General features: G+C 68.8%; 16 protein-coding genes. 8 read left to right on the top strand and 8 right to left on the bottom strand.

The features are described 5' to 3' along the window. The first annotated feature begins 123 nt into the window (after positions 1-123). From ACYU7G_RS08285 to ACYU7G_RS08255, 7 genes are all read left to right on the top strand, one after another. Positions 124-1593: a sugar transferase gene (locus tag ACYU7G_RS08285; protein WP_461106661.1), complete on the top strand. Its 1470-nt coding sequence runs from the start codon at positions 124-126 to the stop codon at positions 1591-1593. A 211-nt stretch (positions 1594-1804) separates the two neighbouring features. Further along, the gene (locus ACYU7G_RS08280) at positions 1805-2254 is read left to right on the top strand and encodes a DUF3151 domain-containing protein (protein WP_461106659.1); all 450 of its coding nucleotides are present in this window, start codon (positions 1805-1807) and stop codon (positions 2252-2254) included. 108 nt (positions 2255-2362) lie between these two features. Next, entirely contained in the window at positions 2363-3685 is a 1323-nt protein-coding gene (locus ACYU7G_RS08275; RefSeq protein ID WP_461106657.1) for an endonuclease/exonuclease/phosphatase family protein, read from the top strand. Between the two features lie 77 nt (positions 3686-3762). After that, complete coding sequence (gene typA / locus ACYU7G_RS08270) at positions 3763-5622, top strand: translational GTPase TypA (protein WP_461106655.1); 1860 nt, start codon at positions 3763-3765, stop codon at positions 5620-5622. Positions 5623-5653: 31 nt separating this feature from the next. Next, entirely contained in the window at positions 5654-7108 is a 1455-nt protein-coding gene (locus ACYU7G_RS08265; protein ID WP_461106653.1) for a purine-cytosine permease family protein, read from the top strand. Further along, complete coding sequence (locus ACYU7G_RS08260; protein ID WP_461106651.1) at positions 7105-7671, top strand: cysteine hydrolase family protein; 567 nt, start codon at positions 7105-7107, stop codon at positions 7669-7671. The genes ACYU7G_RS08265 and ACYU7G_RS08260 overlap by 4 nt, the downstream gene beginning before the upstream one ends. 37 nt (positions 7672-7708) lie before the next feature. After that, positions 7709-8137 (top strand): hypothetical protein, encoded by a 429-nt coding sequence (locus tag ACYU7G_RS08255; protein WP_461106649.1) that lies wholly within the window; start codon positions 7709-7711, stop codon positions 8135-8137. On the opposite strand, the gene ACYU7G_RS08250 is transcribed toward ACYU7G_RS08255, so the two are convergent. The 6 genes from ACYU7G_RS08250 to ACYU7G_RS08225 form a co-directional block, all read right to left on the bottom strand. Next, positions 8131-8646 (bottom strand): mycothiol transferase, encoded by a 516-nt coding sequence (locus ACYU7G_RS08250; protein WP_461106647.1) that lies wholly within the window; start codon positions 8644-8646, stop codon positions 8131-8133. The two genes, ACYU7G_RS08255 and ACYU7G_RS08250, sit on opposite strands and share 7 nt — an antisense overlap. A 17-nt stretch (positions 8647-8663) precedes the next feature. Next, entirely contained in the window at positions 8664-9662 is a 999-nt protein-coding gene (locus tag ACYU7G_RS08245) for a LacI family DNA-binding transcriptional regulator (protein ID WP_461106645.1), read from the bottom strand. Between the two features lie 89 nt (positions 9663-9751). Beyond that, on the bottom strand, positions 9752-11170 hold the full coding sequence (gene uxaC / locus ACYU7G_RS08240; RefSeq protein WP_461106644.1) for a glucuronate isomerase: 1419 nt from the start codon (positions 11168-11170) through the stop codon (positions 9752-9754). A gap of 94 nt (positions 11171-11264) precedes the next feature. Continuing rightward, on the bottom strand, positions 11265-12644 hold the full coding sequence (locus ACYU7G_RS08235; RefSeq protein WP_461106642.1) for an ABC transporter substrate-binding protein: 1380 nt from the start codon (positions 12642-12644) through the stop codon (positions 11265-11267). 104 nt (positions 12645-12748) lie between these two features. Continuing rightward, positions 12749-13678: a carbohydrate ABC transporter permease gene (locus tag ACYU7G_RS08230; RefSeq protein ID WP_461106640.1), complete on the bottom strand. Its 930-nt coding sequence runs from the start codon at positions 13676-13678 to the stop codon at positions 12749-12751. Continuing rightward, positions 13671-14606 (bottom strand): carbohydrate ABC transporter permease, encoded by a 936-nt coding sequence (locus tag ACYU7G_RS08225; RefSeq protein ID WP_461106638.1) that lies wholly within the window; start codon positions 14604-14606, stop codon positions 13671-13673. Before ACYU7G_RS08225 ends, ACYU7G_RS08230 begins: the two co-directional genes overlap by 8 nt. Positions 14607-14789: 183 nt before the next feature. On the opposite strand from ACYU7G_RS08225, the gene ACYU7G_RS08220 reads away from it, so the two are divergent. Next, positions 14790-15959, top strand: a complete 1170-nt coding sequence (locus ACYU7G_RS08220) for a Gfo/Idh/MocA family protein (protein ID WP_461106636.1) — start codon at positions 14790-14792, stop codon at positions 15957-15959. Between the two features lie 30 nt (positions 15960-15989). On the opposite strand, the gene ACYU7G_RS08215 is transcribed toward ACYU7G_RS08220, so the two are convergent. After that, positions 15990-16559, bottom strand: coding sequence for an HD domain-containing protein (locus ACYU7G_RS08215; protein ID WP_461106634.1), 570 nt, complete (start codon positions 16557-16559; stop codon positions 15990-15992). Continuing rightward, entirely contained in the window at positions 16556-16951 is a 396-nt protein-coding gene (locus tag ACYU7G_RS08210) for a hypothetical protein (protein ID WP_461106632.1), read from the bottom strand. Before ACYU7G_RS08210 ends, ACYU7G_RS08215 begins: the two co-directional genes overlap by 4 nt. Positions 16952-17014 lie beyond the last annotated feature (63 nt).

The following is a 17014-nucleotide window of genomic DNA, read 5'->3' as shown; positions in this document are numbered from 1 at the left end:
AACACCTTCGTAGAGGGGTTGCGCCAACTCGGGTTCCGCGTAATACTTGGGACACTTATGAAAACAGCCCGCGGCTGTGCCGGCGGGATCCACATCAGGACATGATCAATCGGGGGATAAATCATGACCGTCATTCGGACGCTAGAGCATGCTCTGCCATGGCAGAGCGCCACCAAATCCACTGCGCGAGGCACCCGCTGGGTGCTGGCCGGCCGAACCCAACGAATGGTGTTGCTGGCCGTAGACCTGCTCATGATCGGCATCGGCTTCGGAGCCGCGATCGCCTGGGGCGCAGCGCGGGACCTCATCCACTACACCGGCTCCATGGCCCTGGTCAGCGTCGGGCTCACGCTCGGCTGGCTCGCCATCCTGGCGCTCACCGGCACGTACTCGCTGCGTGACCTGCGCGCCGGCTCCATGGAGTACAAGCGGGCCATAAACGCCACCGCGTGGGCCGCTGGCAGCTTCGGCGTCGCCTGCTTCCTGCTCAACTACTCCTACCCGCGCACGATGTTCGTGGTGTGGATCGGGGTCGGCGTCGTCGGCTTGTGCCTGGCGCGCTACCTGCGCCGCCGCATCATGCACCGCCTGCACGCCATGGAGATGTTCCAGACACCCGTGCTGGTGGTGGGAGCAGACCACCACGTCGACGAGATCGCGATGGTGCTGGGCCGCGAGCGCTGGATGGGCTACAAGATGGTGGGTGCCGTCACGCGTGACAGGCTGCAGGCCACCGCCATCGGCCTGCCCGTCCTCGGGCAGATCGACGACGTCGACGACATCATCGCCGAGCACGGGATCAAGGTGGTCATCTTCGCCGAGGGCTCGTTCGACTGCCCCGGGGACTTCCGTCGCCTGGCCTGGCGCCTCGAGGACTCCCAGGTCCAGATGATCGTGGCCCCGACCATGGCCGACGTCAGCGCCGAGCGCCTGGAGTTCAGGCCGGTTGCCGGGCTACCGCTGGTGGACGTCGCCCGGCCACGGGCCATCAACTCGTTGCGGTGGGTCAAGCGCGCCGCGGACATCGCGGGCGCGGCGATCCTGCTGCTGCTCGCCCTGCCGGTCCTCGCGGTCACGGCGATCGCGGTGAAGCTGGAGGACGGCGGACCCGTCATCTTCCGGCAGCGCCGGGTGGGCCTCAAGGGCGAGGAGTTCGACTGCCTGAAGTTCCGCAGCATGTGCGTCGACGCCGAGGCGAGGCTCGCGGCGCTGCAGGCGAGGAACGAGGGCGCCGGCGTCCTGTTCAAGATGGCCGAGGACCCGCGCATCACGAAGGTGGGCAAGTTCATCCGACGCTTCTCCATCGACGAGTTGCCCCAGCTCTGGAACGCCCTGCGCGGGGACATGAGCCTGGTGGGGCCGCGCCCCGCGCTGCCCCGTGAGGTGGCGCAGTACGACTTCGACACCCGTCGCCGCCTCCAGGTCCGCCCGGGCCTGACCGGGCTGTGGCAGGTCTCGGGCCGCTCGCGGCTGTCGTGGGAGGACACGGTCCGGCTGGACCTCTACTACGTCGACAACTGGTCGGTGGTGCAGGACCTGATGATCCTGGCCAAGACCGCCCGGGCCGTCGTCGGATCCGCAGGAGCCTACTGATCCCGGATCGGTGTGGTGAGGCCACCGGGAGTCTGCCTCACCCACCCACTTCGACCGGTCCGGGACCAGTCCTCGAAATGACCCCCCGGCCTGGGATCGGTGCCACGAACGTAGCCGTTCGGGGCACCGATTCTGGGCGTCCGGGCCCAATCACGCACTCGCCCCGGCGTCGGGTCCGGCAGACCGCCCGGACCCGGCTAGTCTGGTCCGCATGGAGACGCATCCGAACCTGATGGCATCCGCAGTCGTCGTGGAACTGCCGGAGGATCCGGCGCTGGCCGAGATCACCCGATCCGATCGCGACCACTTCCTGGAGGTGGTGAAGCGCCACCCGGCCTCTTCCCTGTGCTGGGCGCTCCTGGCGGAGACCTGCCTGCGCTCCGAGGACCTCGGCTCCACCGTCGCCGCCTACGCCTACGCCCGCACCGGCTACCACCGCGGCCTGGACCTGCTGCGCCGCAGCGGCTGGAAGGGCTCTGGGCAGATCCCGTGGGAGCACGAGCCCAATCGCGGCTTCCTGCGCGCGGTCCGCGCCCTCGGCCTGGCCGCCGGCCGCCTCGGCGAGACCGAGGAGGAGCAGCGCTGCGCACAGTTCCTGCGCGACTCCTCCGAGACCGCCCACCAGGTGCTCAACGGTGACTCCGAGCAGGCCGGGGCCTGAGCGGCGGATCCTTTCCGTTCAGCAGGAGTTCAGCCGAAGTTCGCACGGCGGGAGCGTGGGCTGCCTAGATTGGGGCCAAGACCGTCACCGAACAGTCAGGAACCCACCGTGTCCAGAGCCCGATCCGTCCTGCTCGCCGCCGCGCTGTGCGTGACCGGCACCATCGCCACGGCGCCTGCGGCGCAGGCCGAAACCACAGACCTCACCGTCGCCACCTTCAACGCCAGCTTGAACCGGGATACCGAGGGACAGCTCCTGGCCGACCTGGCCACCAGCGACAACCAGCAGGCCCGCAACGCGGCCGAAACCATCCAGCGCGCCGAGGCCGACATCGTCCTGGTCAACGAGTTCGACCACGACGCCGACGGCGAGGCGGCCCGGCTGTTCAGCGACAACTACCTGAGGGTGTCCCAGAACGGTGCGCCGGCTGTGGACTACCCGTACTCGTGGTCCGGCCCCGTGAACACCGGGGTGCCCAGCGGCCACGACCTCAACAACGACGGCACCGTCGGCGGCCCGGACGACGCGTTCGGGTTCGGGATGTTCCCCGGCCAGTACGGCATGGTGGTCTACTCCAAGTACCCGATCCTCGCCTCCGAGATCCGGACGTTCCAGAACTTCCTGTGGGCTGACATGCCGGGTGCCCTGCTGCCCGACGATCCCGCCACCGACGCCCCCGCCGACTGGTTCTCGGCCGAGGAGCTCGAGGTGGTGCGGCTGTCCTCGAAGACCCACGCGGACATCCCCGTCGACGTGAACGGTGAGGTGGTCCACGTCCTGGCCGCCCACCCGACGCCGCCGTCGTTCGACGGCCCCGAGCGCCGCAACAAGCTGCGCAACCACGACGAGATCCGGATGTGGGCCGACTACGTCTCCGACACCGCCGACTACCTCTACGACGACGCCGGCACCACCGGGGGCCTGGCTGCAGGGACGAGCTTCGTCATCCTGGGCGACTACAACTCGGACCCCAACGACGGCGACTCCGAGCCGGGCGCCATCCAGCAACTGCTCGAGGCACCCCTGGTGCTGGACCCGCTGCCCACCTCCGAGGGTGCCGTCGAGGCAGCCGCGCAGGGCGGCGCGAACGCGGACCACCTCTCCGACCCGAGTCTCGACACCGCAGACTTCGCCGACGACCCGGCCCCCGGCAACCTACGCGTGGACTACGTCCTCCTCAGCGCGCCCACCATGACCGTGCGGGACGCGGGCGTGTTCTGGCCCACCTCCGACGACCCGCACGCACGCCTGACCGGCACCTACCCGTTCCCCACCTCCGACCACCGGCTGGTGTGGGTGCACGCCACCGTCACCGGTGACGACCCGGAGCCGACACCCACCCCGACGCCGTCGCCCGACCCGACTCCCTCGCCCTCCCCGACGGCGTCGCAGCGGCCCAGTGGACCGGGGCTGCCCAGCACGGGGGTCTGACCGCCTGGGCTTCGATGCGGGGCTGGGGGCGGTATTGCCGTAAACTCCACCCGTTGTCCAATCCGAGGAGTTCCCCCATGCCCATTCGCAACGACCTGCGCAACGTCGCAATCGTCGCCCACGTCGACCACGGGAAGACCACGATGGTCGACGCGATGCTCTGGCAGTCAGGCGCCTTCAGGGAGGGCTCGGACGTCAACAACCGGGTCATGGACTCCATGGACCTGGAGCGCGAGAAGGGCATCACCATCCTCGCGAAGAACACCGCCGTGAAGCACATCCGCCCCGACGGCGACGCAGTGACGATCAACATCATCGACACCCCGGGCCACGCCGACTTCGGCGGTGAGGTGGAGCGCGGCCTGGAGATGGTCGACGGCGTCATCCTGCTGGTGGACTCCTCCGAGGGCCCGCTCCCCCAGACCCGCTTCGTGCTGCGCAAGGCCTTGGCCAAGAAGATGCCCCTGATCGTCGTGATCAACAAGGTGGACCGCCCCGACGCCCGCATCGACCACGTCGTCGAGGCCACCTACGACCTGTTCATGGACCTCCTCGACGACGACGCCGGCGACGCGCTGGACTTCCCCATCGTGTTCGCCTCCGCCAAGGCCGGCCGTGCCTCCCTGACGCAGCCCGCCGACGGCGAGATGCCGGACTCGGAGAACCTGATGCCGCTGTTCGACACGATCATGTCCACCATCCCGGCACCGAGCTACGAGGAGGGCGGCATCCTGCAGGCGCACGTCACCAACCTCGACGCCTCCCCCTACCTGGGCCGCCTGGCCCTGCTGCGCATCGTCGCCGGTGAGCTGCACCGCGGCCAGCAGGTGGCGTGGTGCAAGCAGGACGGCACCATCCAGACGGTGAAGCTCACCGAGTTGCTGCGCACCGAGGCGCTGGACCGGGTGCCCGCCGAGAGCGCGGGCCCGGGCGACATCGTCGCCATCGCCGGCATCCCGGACATCACCATCGGCGAGACCCTCTCGGACCCCGAGAACCCGAAGCCGCTGCCGCTGATCCACGTGGACCAGCCGTCGATCTCCATGACCATCGGCATCAACACCTCCCCGTTGGCGGGCAAGTCCGGCAAGAACCTCACGGCCCGGCTCCTGAAGGCCCGTCTGGACCAGGAACTGATCGGCAACGTGTCCATCCGCGTGAACCCGACCGATCGTCCCGACACCTGGGAGGTGCAGGGCCGCGGCGAGCTGCAGCTGGCCATCCTGGTGGAGATGATGCGTCGCGAGAGCTTCGAGCTCACCGTCGGCAAGCCGCAGGTGGTCACCCAGGTCATCGACGGCAAGGTTCACGAGCCCATCGAGCGCCTCACCATCGACATCCCCGAGGAGTTCGTCGGCACCGTCACCCAGCTGATGGGTCTGCGCCGCGGCCGCATGGAGCAGATGGTCAACCACGGCACCGGCTGGGTCCGCCTGGAGTTCATCGTCCCCGCCCGCGGCCTGATCGGGTTCCGCACCGAGTTCCTCACCGAGACCCGCGGCACCGGCATCATGAACCACGTCTCGGAGGGCTACGCCCCGTGGGCCGGTGACTTCCGCACCCGCCCCACCGGCTCCCTCGTCGCCGACCGCATGGGCACGGTCACGTCGTTCGCGCTGTTCAACCTGCAGGAGCGCGGCACCATGTTCGTCGGCCCCGGCGCCGAGGTGTACGAGGGCATGATCGTCGGCGAGAACCCGCGCGCCGAGGACATGGACGTCAACCCCACCAAGGAGAAGAAGCTCACCAACGTCCGCTCCGCCACGGGCGACGAGCTGGAGCGGCTGATCCCGGCCAAGAACCTGTCCATGGAGCAGGCCCTGGAGTTCTGCGCCGGCGATGAGTGCCTCGAGGTGACCCCGGAGATCGTGCGCATCCGCAAGGTGATCCTGTCCCAGACGGACCGGGCCAAGGCGAAGCGAGCGTCCAAGCACTGACAACCGCCCCCCATGGTGCCAAGATGGGGGAATGTCAGTGGAGACCAATGAAGTTGCGCCGGGCCTGATCGAACGCGCCGGCATCGAGATCATCCCGGAGTCGCAGCGCACCGCGAAGCCCCGGGACCTGTTCTGGCCGTGGTTCGCGGCCAACGTGTCGGTGTTCGGGATGTCCTACGGATCGTGGGTGCTCGGGTTCGGGATCTCGTTCTGGCAGGCGAGCCTCGTCTCCGTCGTCGGCATCGTCATCTCGTTCTTCCTGTGCGGGCTGATCGCCATCGCGGGCAAGCGCGGCTCCGCCCCGACGATGGTGCTGTCCCGGGCCGCCTTCGGGGTGCAGGGCCAGAAGGTGCCGGGCGTGGTGTCGTGGCTGACGTCGATCGGCTGGGAAACGTTCCTCGCCATCATGGCGGTGCTGGCCACCGCCACGGTGATCACCCAGCTCGGCGGCGACGGCGACAGCGTGGCCCTGCGCGTGATCGCCACCGTGATCGTCGCGGCGCTGATCGTGGCGGCCTCCGTGCTGGGCTACCACACCATCATGAAGCTGCAGTCGCTGCTGACCTGGCTCACCGGCGCCGTCACCATCCTGTACGTGGTGCTGACCATCCCGCACATCGACTTCGCCGCCGTGCTGGCGGTGCCGGACGGCACCCTCGGCCAGGTCATCGGCGCGCTGGTGATGGTGATGACCGGCTTCGGTCTCGGCTGGATCAACATCGCCGCCGACTGGTCCCGCTACCAGAAGCGCACGGCCTCCGACGGCGCCATCGTCGCCTGGAACACCATCGGCGGCTCCCTGGCTCCCGTGGTGCTGGTGATCTTCGGCACGCTGCTCGCCGGGTCCGACCCGGCCCTGTTCGACGCCGTCGCCGCGGACCCGATCGGTGCCCTCGCGACGCTGCTCCCGGTCTGGGTGCTGGTGCCGTTCCTGGTCACCGCGGTGCTCGCGCTGGTCTCCGGCGCCGTGCTTGGCATCTACTCCTCCGGCCTGACGCTGCTGAGCCTCGGCATCAGGATCCCGCGCCCCACCGCCGCCGCCATCGACGGCCTCATCCTCACCATCGGCACCATCTGGGTGGTGTTCTTCGCCACGGACTTCCTGGGACCGTTCCAGAGCTTCCTGATCACCCTCGGTGTCCCGCTCGCCTCGTGGGCCGGCATCCTGATCGCGGACATCCTGCGCCGCCGCAAGGACTATGACGAACAGGCACTGTTCGACTCCTCCGGCCGCTACGGCGCGTGGGACTGGACCTCCATCATGACGATGGTGGTGGCGTCGGTCATCGGCTGGGGCCTGGTCATCAACCAGTTCGCGGCGGAGGCACCCTGGAACAATTGGCAGGGGTACCTGCTGTTCCTCGTCGGTGGCCGCGAGGGTGACTGGGCCTACGCCAACCTGGGCGTGTTCTTCTCCCTGGTGCTGTCATTCCTGGTGGCGTGGTTCGCCCGCGCCGGCCTGATCCGCAGGCAGGAGGCCGAGTGACCACCGGCCCGGCCCGGGACCAGCGCTGGCTGGTGGTGATCGACCCGCAGGCCATCTTCGCCTCCCCCGACTCCGACTGGGGCTCCCCCTTCTTCGCCGACGCCATGGCCAACATCGCCGCCCTCGCCGCGGCCTTCGAGGACCGGGTGCTGGTGACGCGCTGGCTGCCGACGGCGGACCGCGCCACCTCCTGGGGCGACTACTTCGAGGCCTGGCCGTTCGCGGACCAGCCACCGGACGACGCCCTGTTCGACCTCGTCCCCGAGGCCCGCGCCCTCAGCCCGCACCCGCTCCTGGATGCCCCCACCTTCGGCAAGTGGGCCCAGCTCGAGGCGTTCCTCGGGGTGGGCGCGCACGTGGTGCTGGCCGGGGTCTCCACCGACTGCTGCGTCCTGTCCACCGCCCTGGCCGCGGCCGACGCCGGGGCGCGCGTCACCGTCGCCACCGACGCGTGCGCAGGCTCCACCGCGGAGAACCACGACGCCGCCCTCCACGTGATGGGCCTGTACCCGCCGCAGCTCACACTGGCCGACACCGCGGTCGTGCTCGCCTCCCTAGCGTGAGCAGCGCGCTGACCCGTGGGTTCGGGATGATGTGGGCATGAGCGAGTCGTTGTCCCCTCCCCCGAAGGTGTTCCGGGTCGTCCGGTGGATCATCACCATCGGGGCTCCGCTGGGAGTGGTCTTCCTCACCCTGCTCCTGTTCGGGGTGACCAGTGATCCGAGCATGACGCCCGCCCAGATGTGGGGTGACCTCTTGCTGATGGTGGTCCTGCTCGCCCTGGTGGTCCGCTCGTGGGTGCGGCCCAACCACTGGCTCAGCACCACCCAGTTCGCTCTCATCGGACTCGGCGCCAGCCGGATGGTGATGGGGATCCTGCTGCTGTTCGAGTCCGGACCGGGCGCCGGGCCCATCTTCTGGGTGTTCGCCGGGCTGGCCTTCGTCACCAGCGGCTGGGCAGGCCTGCGGGGGGTGCGTCGCGGCCAGAACCCATTCGCCGCACTCAGGCGACGCCCGAAGGATCAGTAGCCGACCCGCCAGCCCTCCACCACGCCGCGGGCGTAGGCCGCCTGCGCCACGTGGGCGACGGCGTCGTCGATGGTGCTGATGACGCGGACGCCTCGAGTGACGGGCGGGTCCCAGTTGTGGTCCACCACCTCTCCGAGGGCTGCCGCGTCGAGGGGTGTGACGTATTCGACCACGGCGTCCACCACGGCCTCCAGGTAGGCCAGCAGTTCGGAGGGCTCGGCGATTCGCAGGGCGGCCACCTCCTCTGGCGTGTCACCGAACCCGATGTCGTCGGCGCCACGGGCGACGCCGAGGCGTTCCTCCCAACCGGCCTCCCACACCTGCGCCTCCCCGCTGAGGTGGGAGATCTGGGCGTCCTGCTGCCGGGCCGCGTGCCACACCAGCCAGGCGATGGAGTTGCTGCCGCCGGGCATGGCGTGCAGCGTCTCGGCGGAGATGTCGGCCAGGACGGCCTTGGCGGAGTCGACGGGGCGGCGGGCGGCGTCGGTGAGCAGGTCTGCCTGGTGCATGCTCCCCATCGTGCCACTCAGGACAGGGCGCGCGTGGAGTCCCTGACCTGGAGGCGTGGCTGGTGCAGGACGTCCGGGGCGGGCTCCTCGCCGTTCATCACGGCGTACAGGCGGCGCCAGGCCTCCTCCCCCACCAGTTCGTACGGCACCGACGCGGTGGTGAGCGAGGGTGAGTTGTAGGCGGCGAAGGGGATGTCGTCGAAGCCGGTGACCGAGAGGTCGTCGGGCACCTTCAGCCCCAGTTCCTGCACCCGTTGGATCAGACCGACGGCCACCAGGTCGTTGAACGCCAGGGCGGCGGTGACGTCGGCCTCGATCACGGCGTCGGCGGCCTCGCTGCCGGACTGCGCGGTCACGCCACCGACCAATCTCTTGACGGTCACGTCCGGGTGCCGGGTCTCGAAGGTGTCGAGTCCCTGCAGTCGGCGCTGGTTGGACATGCTGCCGGCGACGCCTGCCAGGTAGGCGAAGCGCCGGTGGCCCAGGCGGTACAGGTGCTCGGCGATGTTCAGGATGCCCTTGGCGTAGTCGATGGAGATCGACGGGACCGGCACCTCCGGTGCGGTGCGGTTCACCAGCACCACCGGCTGCACTTGCTTCAGGACGGCGGCCAGCCGCTCCTCCGGCATGCGCGGCGCGCACAGCACGAGCGCGTCGCAGCGGCGACGGGTGTCGGCGGCCAGCAGCGGCTCGTCCTCCGAGGACTCGGCGGAGTCCGCGATCAGGACGCGATGGCCGTCGACGGCAGCGGCCCTGCTGAGACCGGTGAGCACCTGCTGGAAGGCGGGGTTGCCGAGGTCCGGCACCAGGAACGCCACGGATCCCGTCTGGCCCAACGCCAGCGAGCGCGCCAGGTGGTTGGGCGAGTAGCCCAGTTCCCCGGCCACCCGCTGCACCCGCTCGGCCACCTCCGGCGCCCCGCTGAAGCGCCCGTTCATGACCCGCGAAACCGTCGCCGGGGACACCCCGGCCTGCCGGGCCACCTCGGCGTTGGTCGCCGCACCACGTCGGGACATCTCCCCGCCTATCCGTTGTCAGTCTTCGATTGGTTGCAATGAATGGTTGCTGATGCTGCGACGCAGGCTACACCGAGGCGTAAGCGCTTTCAGTCGCCATCGGAAAGGTTGAACGCCCGTCGTGGTTGGCGCACCACCAGGTCGTGCGCGGTGTCCATGGCCTCGTCCATCGTGAGCCGGTGTTCGGCCACGAGCCGGGCCAGGTAGCCGGAGTCCAGCCGCCGGGCCATGTCGTGGCGTGCCGGGATGGAGAGCAGGGCGCGGGTGTCGTCGATCATCCCGGAGGTCTTGCCGAACCCGCAGGACTCCGTGACCGCCCCACGGAAGCGGGTGACGCCGTCGGGGGTGTCGAGGAACCACCACGGCGCACCCGCCCAGACGCTCGGGTAGAAGCTGGCCATCGGCCCGATCTCGCGGGAGAAGGTGGTCTCGTCCATGGTGAACAGCACGAGCTTGAAGTTGGGGTTGGTCCCGAACGCGTCCAGCAGCGGCTGGAGGGCGGCCACGTACTCGGTGCGGTACGGGAAGTCGGCGCCGACGTCGGGGCCGAAACGCCGATGGGTCTCGGTGTGGTGGTTGCGCCACGCGCCGGGGTGCAGCGTCATCACCAGGCCGTCCTCGGAGGCCATGCGGGCCTGCTCGAACAGGAACCCGCGCCGCAGGCGTTCGGCCTCCTGCGTGCTGATGTTGCCCCAGCGGGCCCTGGAGTACAGGGACTCCGCCTCGTCGGCGGAAAGGTTGACGGTGCCCGCGTCGAGGTGGGCGTGGTCCGTGGAAACGGCCCCGTTGTCCTTGAAGAAGGCGCGGCGGGCCTCCATGGCGGCCACCCAGCCGGCGTAGGTGTCCACCGCGGTCCCGGCGCACTCCCCCAGCCGGTCGACGTCGCTGTTCCACTCGGGGCGCACCACCTCGAGGTACTTGTCGGGGCGGAACGTCGGGACGACGGTGCCGTCCCAGTCCGGGTCCGCCGCGATCCGGCGGTGGTGGGAGAGGTCGTCACAGGGGTCGTCGGTGGTGGCGATGAACTCGATGCCGAAGCGGTCGTGCAGGGCGCGGGCCCGGAAGGCGTCAGTGGCCAGCAGCGCGTCGATGCGGTCGTAGAGTTCGTCGGCATTGGCCTCGCTGGGTTCCAGGTCCAGCTCGAACACGCCCGCGAGCTGCTCCTCGAACCAGTACTTCATGGGCGTGCCGCGGAACTCCTTCCAGTGCTTGCAGAAGGTGCGGAAGGCGGCGCGGGCGTCGTCGGCGGTGAAGTCGTCGCGGCCCACTCCCAGGTGCTCGAGCGGGACGCCGTGGGAGTGCAGCACGCGGTTGATGTAGTGGTCCGGGGTCAGGAGCAGCGAGGTGGGGTTGTCGAAGCCCACGTCGTCGGCGAACCACTGCGGGGGCACATGGCCGTGCGGGGAGATGATCGGGAGGTCGACGACCGCCCGGTAGAGCTCGCGCGCGATGTCACGCAGCGCCGGGTCGCCGGGCAGGAGGCGGTCCGGGTGTACGGAGATGGTCATGGGTTCCTTCGATGGCTCGGAGGTGTGGTTCGACGTTTCGGGTGCGGTGGGCGGGCCGGGAGCCGGGCGGCTCCCGGCCCGCCACTGCGGGAGGTCAGTCGCCGGTGATGGCGGAGGCCTCTTCGATGAATCGCTCCGCACCCTCCTGCGGCGTGATCTGGCCGAACAGGACCTCCTCGTTGATGCGCTGGAGGAGGCTGTTGACCTCACCGGCGCCACGGGGCGGGGTGTTGGCCGAGTCGAGGATGTCGGCGGAGACGTCCTCGACGAACTCGGCCGCCTGCTGGTCGGCCTCGCTCAACTGGTCCATGATGTGCGCACGGACGTCGAGGTTGGCGGGCAGGCCGCGGTCGGACAGGATGATCTCGCCGGCCTCGGGGCTGTTGAGCATCCAGTCCAGGAACAGGGCCGCCTCCTCCGGGTACTCCGAGGTGGCGGACATGGACAGGGCCATGGCGGGCTTCAGGAACAGGCCCTGGCGCTCGAACTGGGTCTCACCGGGGTAGCGGAGCATCTGCAGGTCCTTGCCAGCCGCACCGGCGATGGCACCCAGCTGGTTGCTCCAGAACGGCGAGATGGCACCGCGAGCGGTGGCCACGAGCGACTGCTCGGGGCCGGCGGCGTTGATCTCGAGGCCCTGACTGACCTCGGGTGCACCGCCGGCCTCGATGAGGTCCAGCGTCACCTGCCAGCGCGCGGCCATGGTCTCGGGGTCGAACCCGACCTCACCGGAGGCGTCCCAAAGGTCCTGGCCGTGCTGGCGGGCCCAGACGGTCAGTTCCACGGACTCGGAGATGCCGAAGTCCTGCGCGCCGTAGACGCCGTCGTCGGTGTTGGCGGAGATCTGGCCCATGATGTCGACGTAGTCGTCCCACGTCCAGGTCTTGTCGTCGGGCATCTCGACCCCCGCGGCCTCGAAGACCTCCGGGTCGGCCATCATGACGCGGACGTTCACGCCGGTGGCGATGCCCCACAGGCCGTCGCTGAACTCGCCGCTGCCCAGGATCGAGGGGTCGATCTTGGAGGTGTCGACGTCGAACTCGTTCAGGTTGGCGAGGATGCCGCGATCCGCGTACTCGCGCAGGTAGCGCTCCTCCTGCATCATCACGTCGGGGGTGTCACCCGCCGCTGTCTGAGTGGCGAGCTTGTCCCAGTAGCCGCCCCAGTCGGTGTAGTCGGGCACCACGGTGATGTTGGGGTGCTCCGCCTCGAAGGCGTCGATCAGCTGCTGGTTCATCTGGTGGCGCGAGTCCGAGCCCCACCATGCGAATCGGATGGTCGCCCCGGCGCCCTCCCCCTCGCCCTCGGCAGCGGTCTCGGTGTCGGCAGGGTCGGTCTCGGTGGCGGGAGTGGTCTGCTGGGCGGCGGTCTCGTCGTCGTCGGCGAGGTTGTCCGCCTGGCCGCAGGCCGTGAGCGCCAGGGTGGATGCGGCGAGCAACGCTGCCATCCGCAACCAAGGTGTCTTGCTGGTCATTTCGCTTCCTTCATCTCTGGTTTCTCGGCTGGGTGCCGGCTCGACCCGTGACGGGCACGAGGCTTTCGGTCGTAGGGACAGGGATCTCAGGGTGGGCAGGGTTCTCACTTGAGTCCGGTGGTGGCGATACCTCGCACGAGGTAGCGCTGACCGAACAGGAAGACCAGGAACAGCGGGATGAGCGAGACGATCGACATCGCGAACATCGCACCCCACGAGCTCTGGCCGGTGGAGTCCAGGAACGAACGCAGTGCGATGGGCACCGTGTACATGTCCGGCTTGGTGAGGAAGATCAACTGGCTGAAGAAGTCGTTCCAGGTCCAGATGAACGTGAAGATGGCGGTGGTGGCGAGCGCCGGCGTGGCCAGCGGGAGCATCACCTGGAAGAAGATCCGCAGGTGGTTGGCGCCGTCGATGGTGGCGGCCTCGTCCAGCTCGCGGGGCACGCCCCGGAAGAACTGCACGAGCAGGAACACGAAGAACGCGTCCGTGGCCAACAGCTTGGGCACGATGAGCGGGGCGAAGGTGTTGATCCAGCCCAGCTCGGAGAACAGGATGTACTGCGGCACGATGATCACGTGGATCGGCAGCATGATCGACATCAGCATGATGGCGAACCACAGGTTGCGCAGCTTGAACTTCAGCCGGGCGAAGGCGTAGGCGGCCAGCGTGCAGGACACCAGGTTGCCGAGCACCGCCCCCAGCACCACCAGGAACGAGTTCATCAGGTAGTGGCTGAACGGGTGGAGCAGAGCGTTCCAGCCCTTGGTGTAGTTCTCCAGGCTGACCTCGGAGGGGATCAGCCAGGGCTCGCGGAAGATCAGCGCGTCCGGCTTGATGGAGCTCGCCACCATCCACAGCAGCGGGTAGAGCATCACGAAGGCGGCGAGGATGAGGCCGATGTGCTTGAGGACGCTGCGGACGCGCCCCCAGGCGCGGGAGCGACGGCGACGCGCGGCCGTGGCGGCGGTCTCCGGCTCGGTGAACAGCGGCTCGAGCGCGGCCGGGTCCGTGGGGGGCTTGAGATCAGTCATTGTAGAAAACCCAGTACTTGGACAGGAGGAAGTTGGCGGCGGTCATGCCGGCGATGATCACCAGCAGCAGCCAGGCCATGGCGGAGGCGTAGCCCATGTTCAGGTTCCCGAAGCCCTCCTGGTAGAGGTAGAGCGTGTAGAACAGCGTCGAGTCGACGGGGCCACCGGTGCCGTTGGAGACGATGTAGGACTGCGTGAACGTCTGGAAGGCGTTGATCACCTGCAGCACGAGGTTGAAGAAGATGATCGGTGACAGCAGCGGCAGCGTGATGGTGAAGAACTGCTGCAGCTTGCCGGCCCCGTCGAGGGAGGCGGCCTCGTAGTACATGGTGGGGATCTGGCGCAGGCCGGCCAGGAAGATCACCATCGGGGACCCGAAGGTCCACACGTTCAGGATCATCAGGGTGCCCAGCGCGTAGTCCGGGTGCGAGATCCAGCCGGGGCCGTCGATCCCGAAGATTGCCAGCAACTGGTTGACCAGGCCCTCGGCGCCGAAGATCTGGCGCCACAGGATGGCGATGGCCACCGAGGAGCCTAGCAGCGAGGGCAGGTAGAAGGCAGAGCGGTAGATCGCCAGTCCCCGCAGTCCACGGTCCAGGAGCAGCGCCAGCCCCAGGGCCGCCATCAGCTGCAACGGGACGGAGACGATCACGTAGGTGAAGGTCACCACCAGCGACTTTCGCAGGCGCCTGTCTGAGAACATGTCGATGTAGTTCTCGATGCCGATGAAGTTGGCGTTGGAGAGCAGGTCGTAGTCCGTCAGGGACAGGTAGAGCGAGGCCAGCAGCGGGCCGGCGACGATCAGGGCGAGGCCGATGAACCAGGGCCCGAGGAAGAACAGGGCCCACTTGCCGTCGTGGCGCTGCGAGGGTCCGCGGTCGAGCGACTTCGACTTGCGGATGTTGCCCAGTTCACTGAGCACGGACATGGCGTCCCCCTTCCGACGTCGGCTGGGTGGATGGCTGACTCAAGGTTTTCTCCCTCGGGTGATCTTCTTCGACGGTTCCCAAGCTTGTTGCGACTCTGCTGTTAGCGCTTTCTCCGACTGCTACGCTGACGGCTGTCCATCCGTTGTGCACGAACTGACAGTTTTCGGGAAACCGCTTTCAACATGAGTGACACTAGCACCCGGCGAAACGCTTCGCCAGCCCCAGCTCCCAAGACCATCGCCCTCGTCGGGGTGAACGGGTTCGGCCTGCAGCACCTGGAGGCCCTGCAACCCCTCATCCACAACGAGCGATGCCTGCTCGTCGCAGTCGCCGACCCGTCGGCTCCCGACGGGAGATCCGCCGAACTGGTCGGCGACACGCCGCAGTACCAGTCACTGCCGGAGCTCCTCGGTGCCGTCGTCCCGGACGTGGTGATCGTCTCCACTCCCCTGCACACGCACCGCGAGCTGGCCGCGACGGCCCTGCGCGCGGGCAGCCACGTCCTGCTGGAGAAGCCGCCGACGGTGTCGCTGGCAGAGTTCGACGAGTTGCTGGCGGAGGTGCGGCGCAGCGGCCGCGCGTGCCAGGTGGGCTTCCAGAGCCTCGGGTCCTCTGCCTACGCCGAGATCGAGGACGTGGTTGCCGCCGGTGAGATCGGCGAGGTCACCGGGGTGGGGATCGTGGGCACCTGGGTGCGCCCAACCTCCTACTACGCACGCGCCCCATGGGCCGGCAGACGCACCTTCCGCGGCATGCCCGTCGTGGACGGTGTGGTGACCAACCCCTTGTCACACGCCATTGCGACCGCACTTCGGATCGACGGGTCCCGCCGCTCACAGGACGTCACCGACGTCGCCCTGGACCTCTTCCGGGCCCATGACATCGAGGCCGACGACACCTCGTCGGTGGTGGTCACCACCAGCCGCGGCACCCGGATCGCGGCCGGCCTGACGCTGTGCGCGAGCGAGCAGACCTCGCCGCGCATCATCGTGCACGGCTCGCAGGGCTCGGTCACCCACTACTACAAGGACGACGTGGTGGAGGTGGCCACGCCGGCCGGCACGCGCACCATCGCGTGCACCACCACCTCGCTGCTGGGCAACCTGCTGGACCACGTCACCGACCCGCAGATGCCGCTGCTCAGCTCGCTCGAGGACTCGGGTGCGTTCATGCGGGTCCTGGAGGCCGTGCGCACCGCACCGGACCCCATCGCCATCAGCGACGAGCACGTCGAGTGGCGCGACGACGCCGCGGGCCTGCACCCGGTGGTGCACGAGGTGGAGCAGTGGTGCGAGCAGGTGGCCGCGCAACTGCGGTCCTTCGGCGAACTGGGGGCACCCTGGACCCGCTGACTTCGGGCCCGATGCCCGGAGAACGCGCTTTCAGGTGCCCCGCAGCAGTTCCAGCTCCCGCTCCATGTTGGTTCGCGCCCTGTGCTCCCACAGATTCTGCCCCCGTGCGGTGTGGAACAGCCATTCGTGGTCCAGGAATCGCTCCAGGAACCGGGCGCGGCCGTGGCGCCACTGCTCCTCGTCGAACTGCGGCAGTTCGGCGCGGATGCCGGTGATGTTGTCCAGGTAGTCCTCCCACCGGGAGCCCATGCCGCTGAGGTCCGCGTCGCACAGACGGCTGCCGGGCAGGTCCGAGGCATCCGGCTGGTGGTGCGTGGTGAGCATGATGAGGCGCTGCACCTCGGCGATCTCGGCGGCGGGCAGGTGGCCCGCCAGGAGGGCGGCGGCCAGTTCGGCCGAGGCGGTCTCGTCCGCCGGCGTGGAGTTGGAGTGGACGGCGTCGTGGAACCAGAACGCCACCCGCTCGGTGGGCCCGCCCCCGAGTTGCTCGAGCGCCTCCAGCCCGGAACGGAGGTGGCTGGTGGAGTGGTAGTGGCGGTGCGGCTCCGCCCACCGCTCCAGGAGTTCCTCGACGACGCTCGCAGGAAGCAGGTTGCTCACCACAGCCGGACCACCCCGTAGGCGAGGCCGGCGAACGCAGCGGCCCACAGCATGCTCGCGAACGTCCCGATGATGAACAGCTCGCCCTTGCGGCCCGTAGGGGTGCGCAACTCCGGGTAGCGACCGATGCTCTTCACGCCCAGGACGACGGCGATGCCGGCCGGGAACCCCGCGAGCACGCAGGCGAACAGGGCCGCGCGCTCCAGGAGGCCTATCCAGTAGCCGCCGGCGAGTTCCTTCTCCGCCAGCAGCAGGCCGGGGACGCCCGCCTCCTGGGCCTGTTGCCGACGCTCGACGCGCCGGAGGAGGATCCTGACGGCCGGGGTCCCGGCCGGAACGGCGAGTGCGAAGCACGCCACGATGACCAGCGCCTTCAGCACGAGATCAAGCACGTTCACTCCTCTGGGATCGAGTTCCGACCTACGAACTGATTCTTCCACGCCACTCTGACACCA

It is taken from the genome of Tessaracoccus terricola (genome assembly GCF_054776555.1).
Note: the sequence above shows the minus strand (reverse complement) of the source record. Positions and strands in the feature narration are given on the sequence as shown.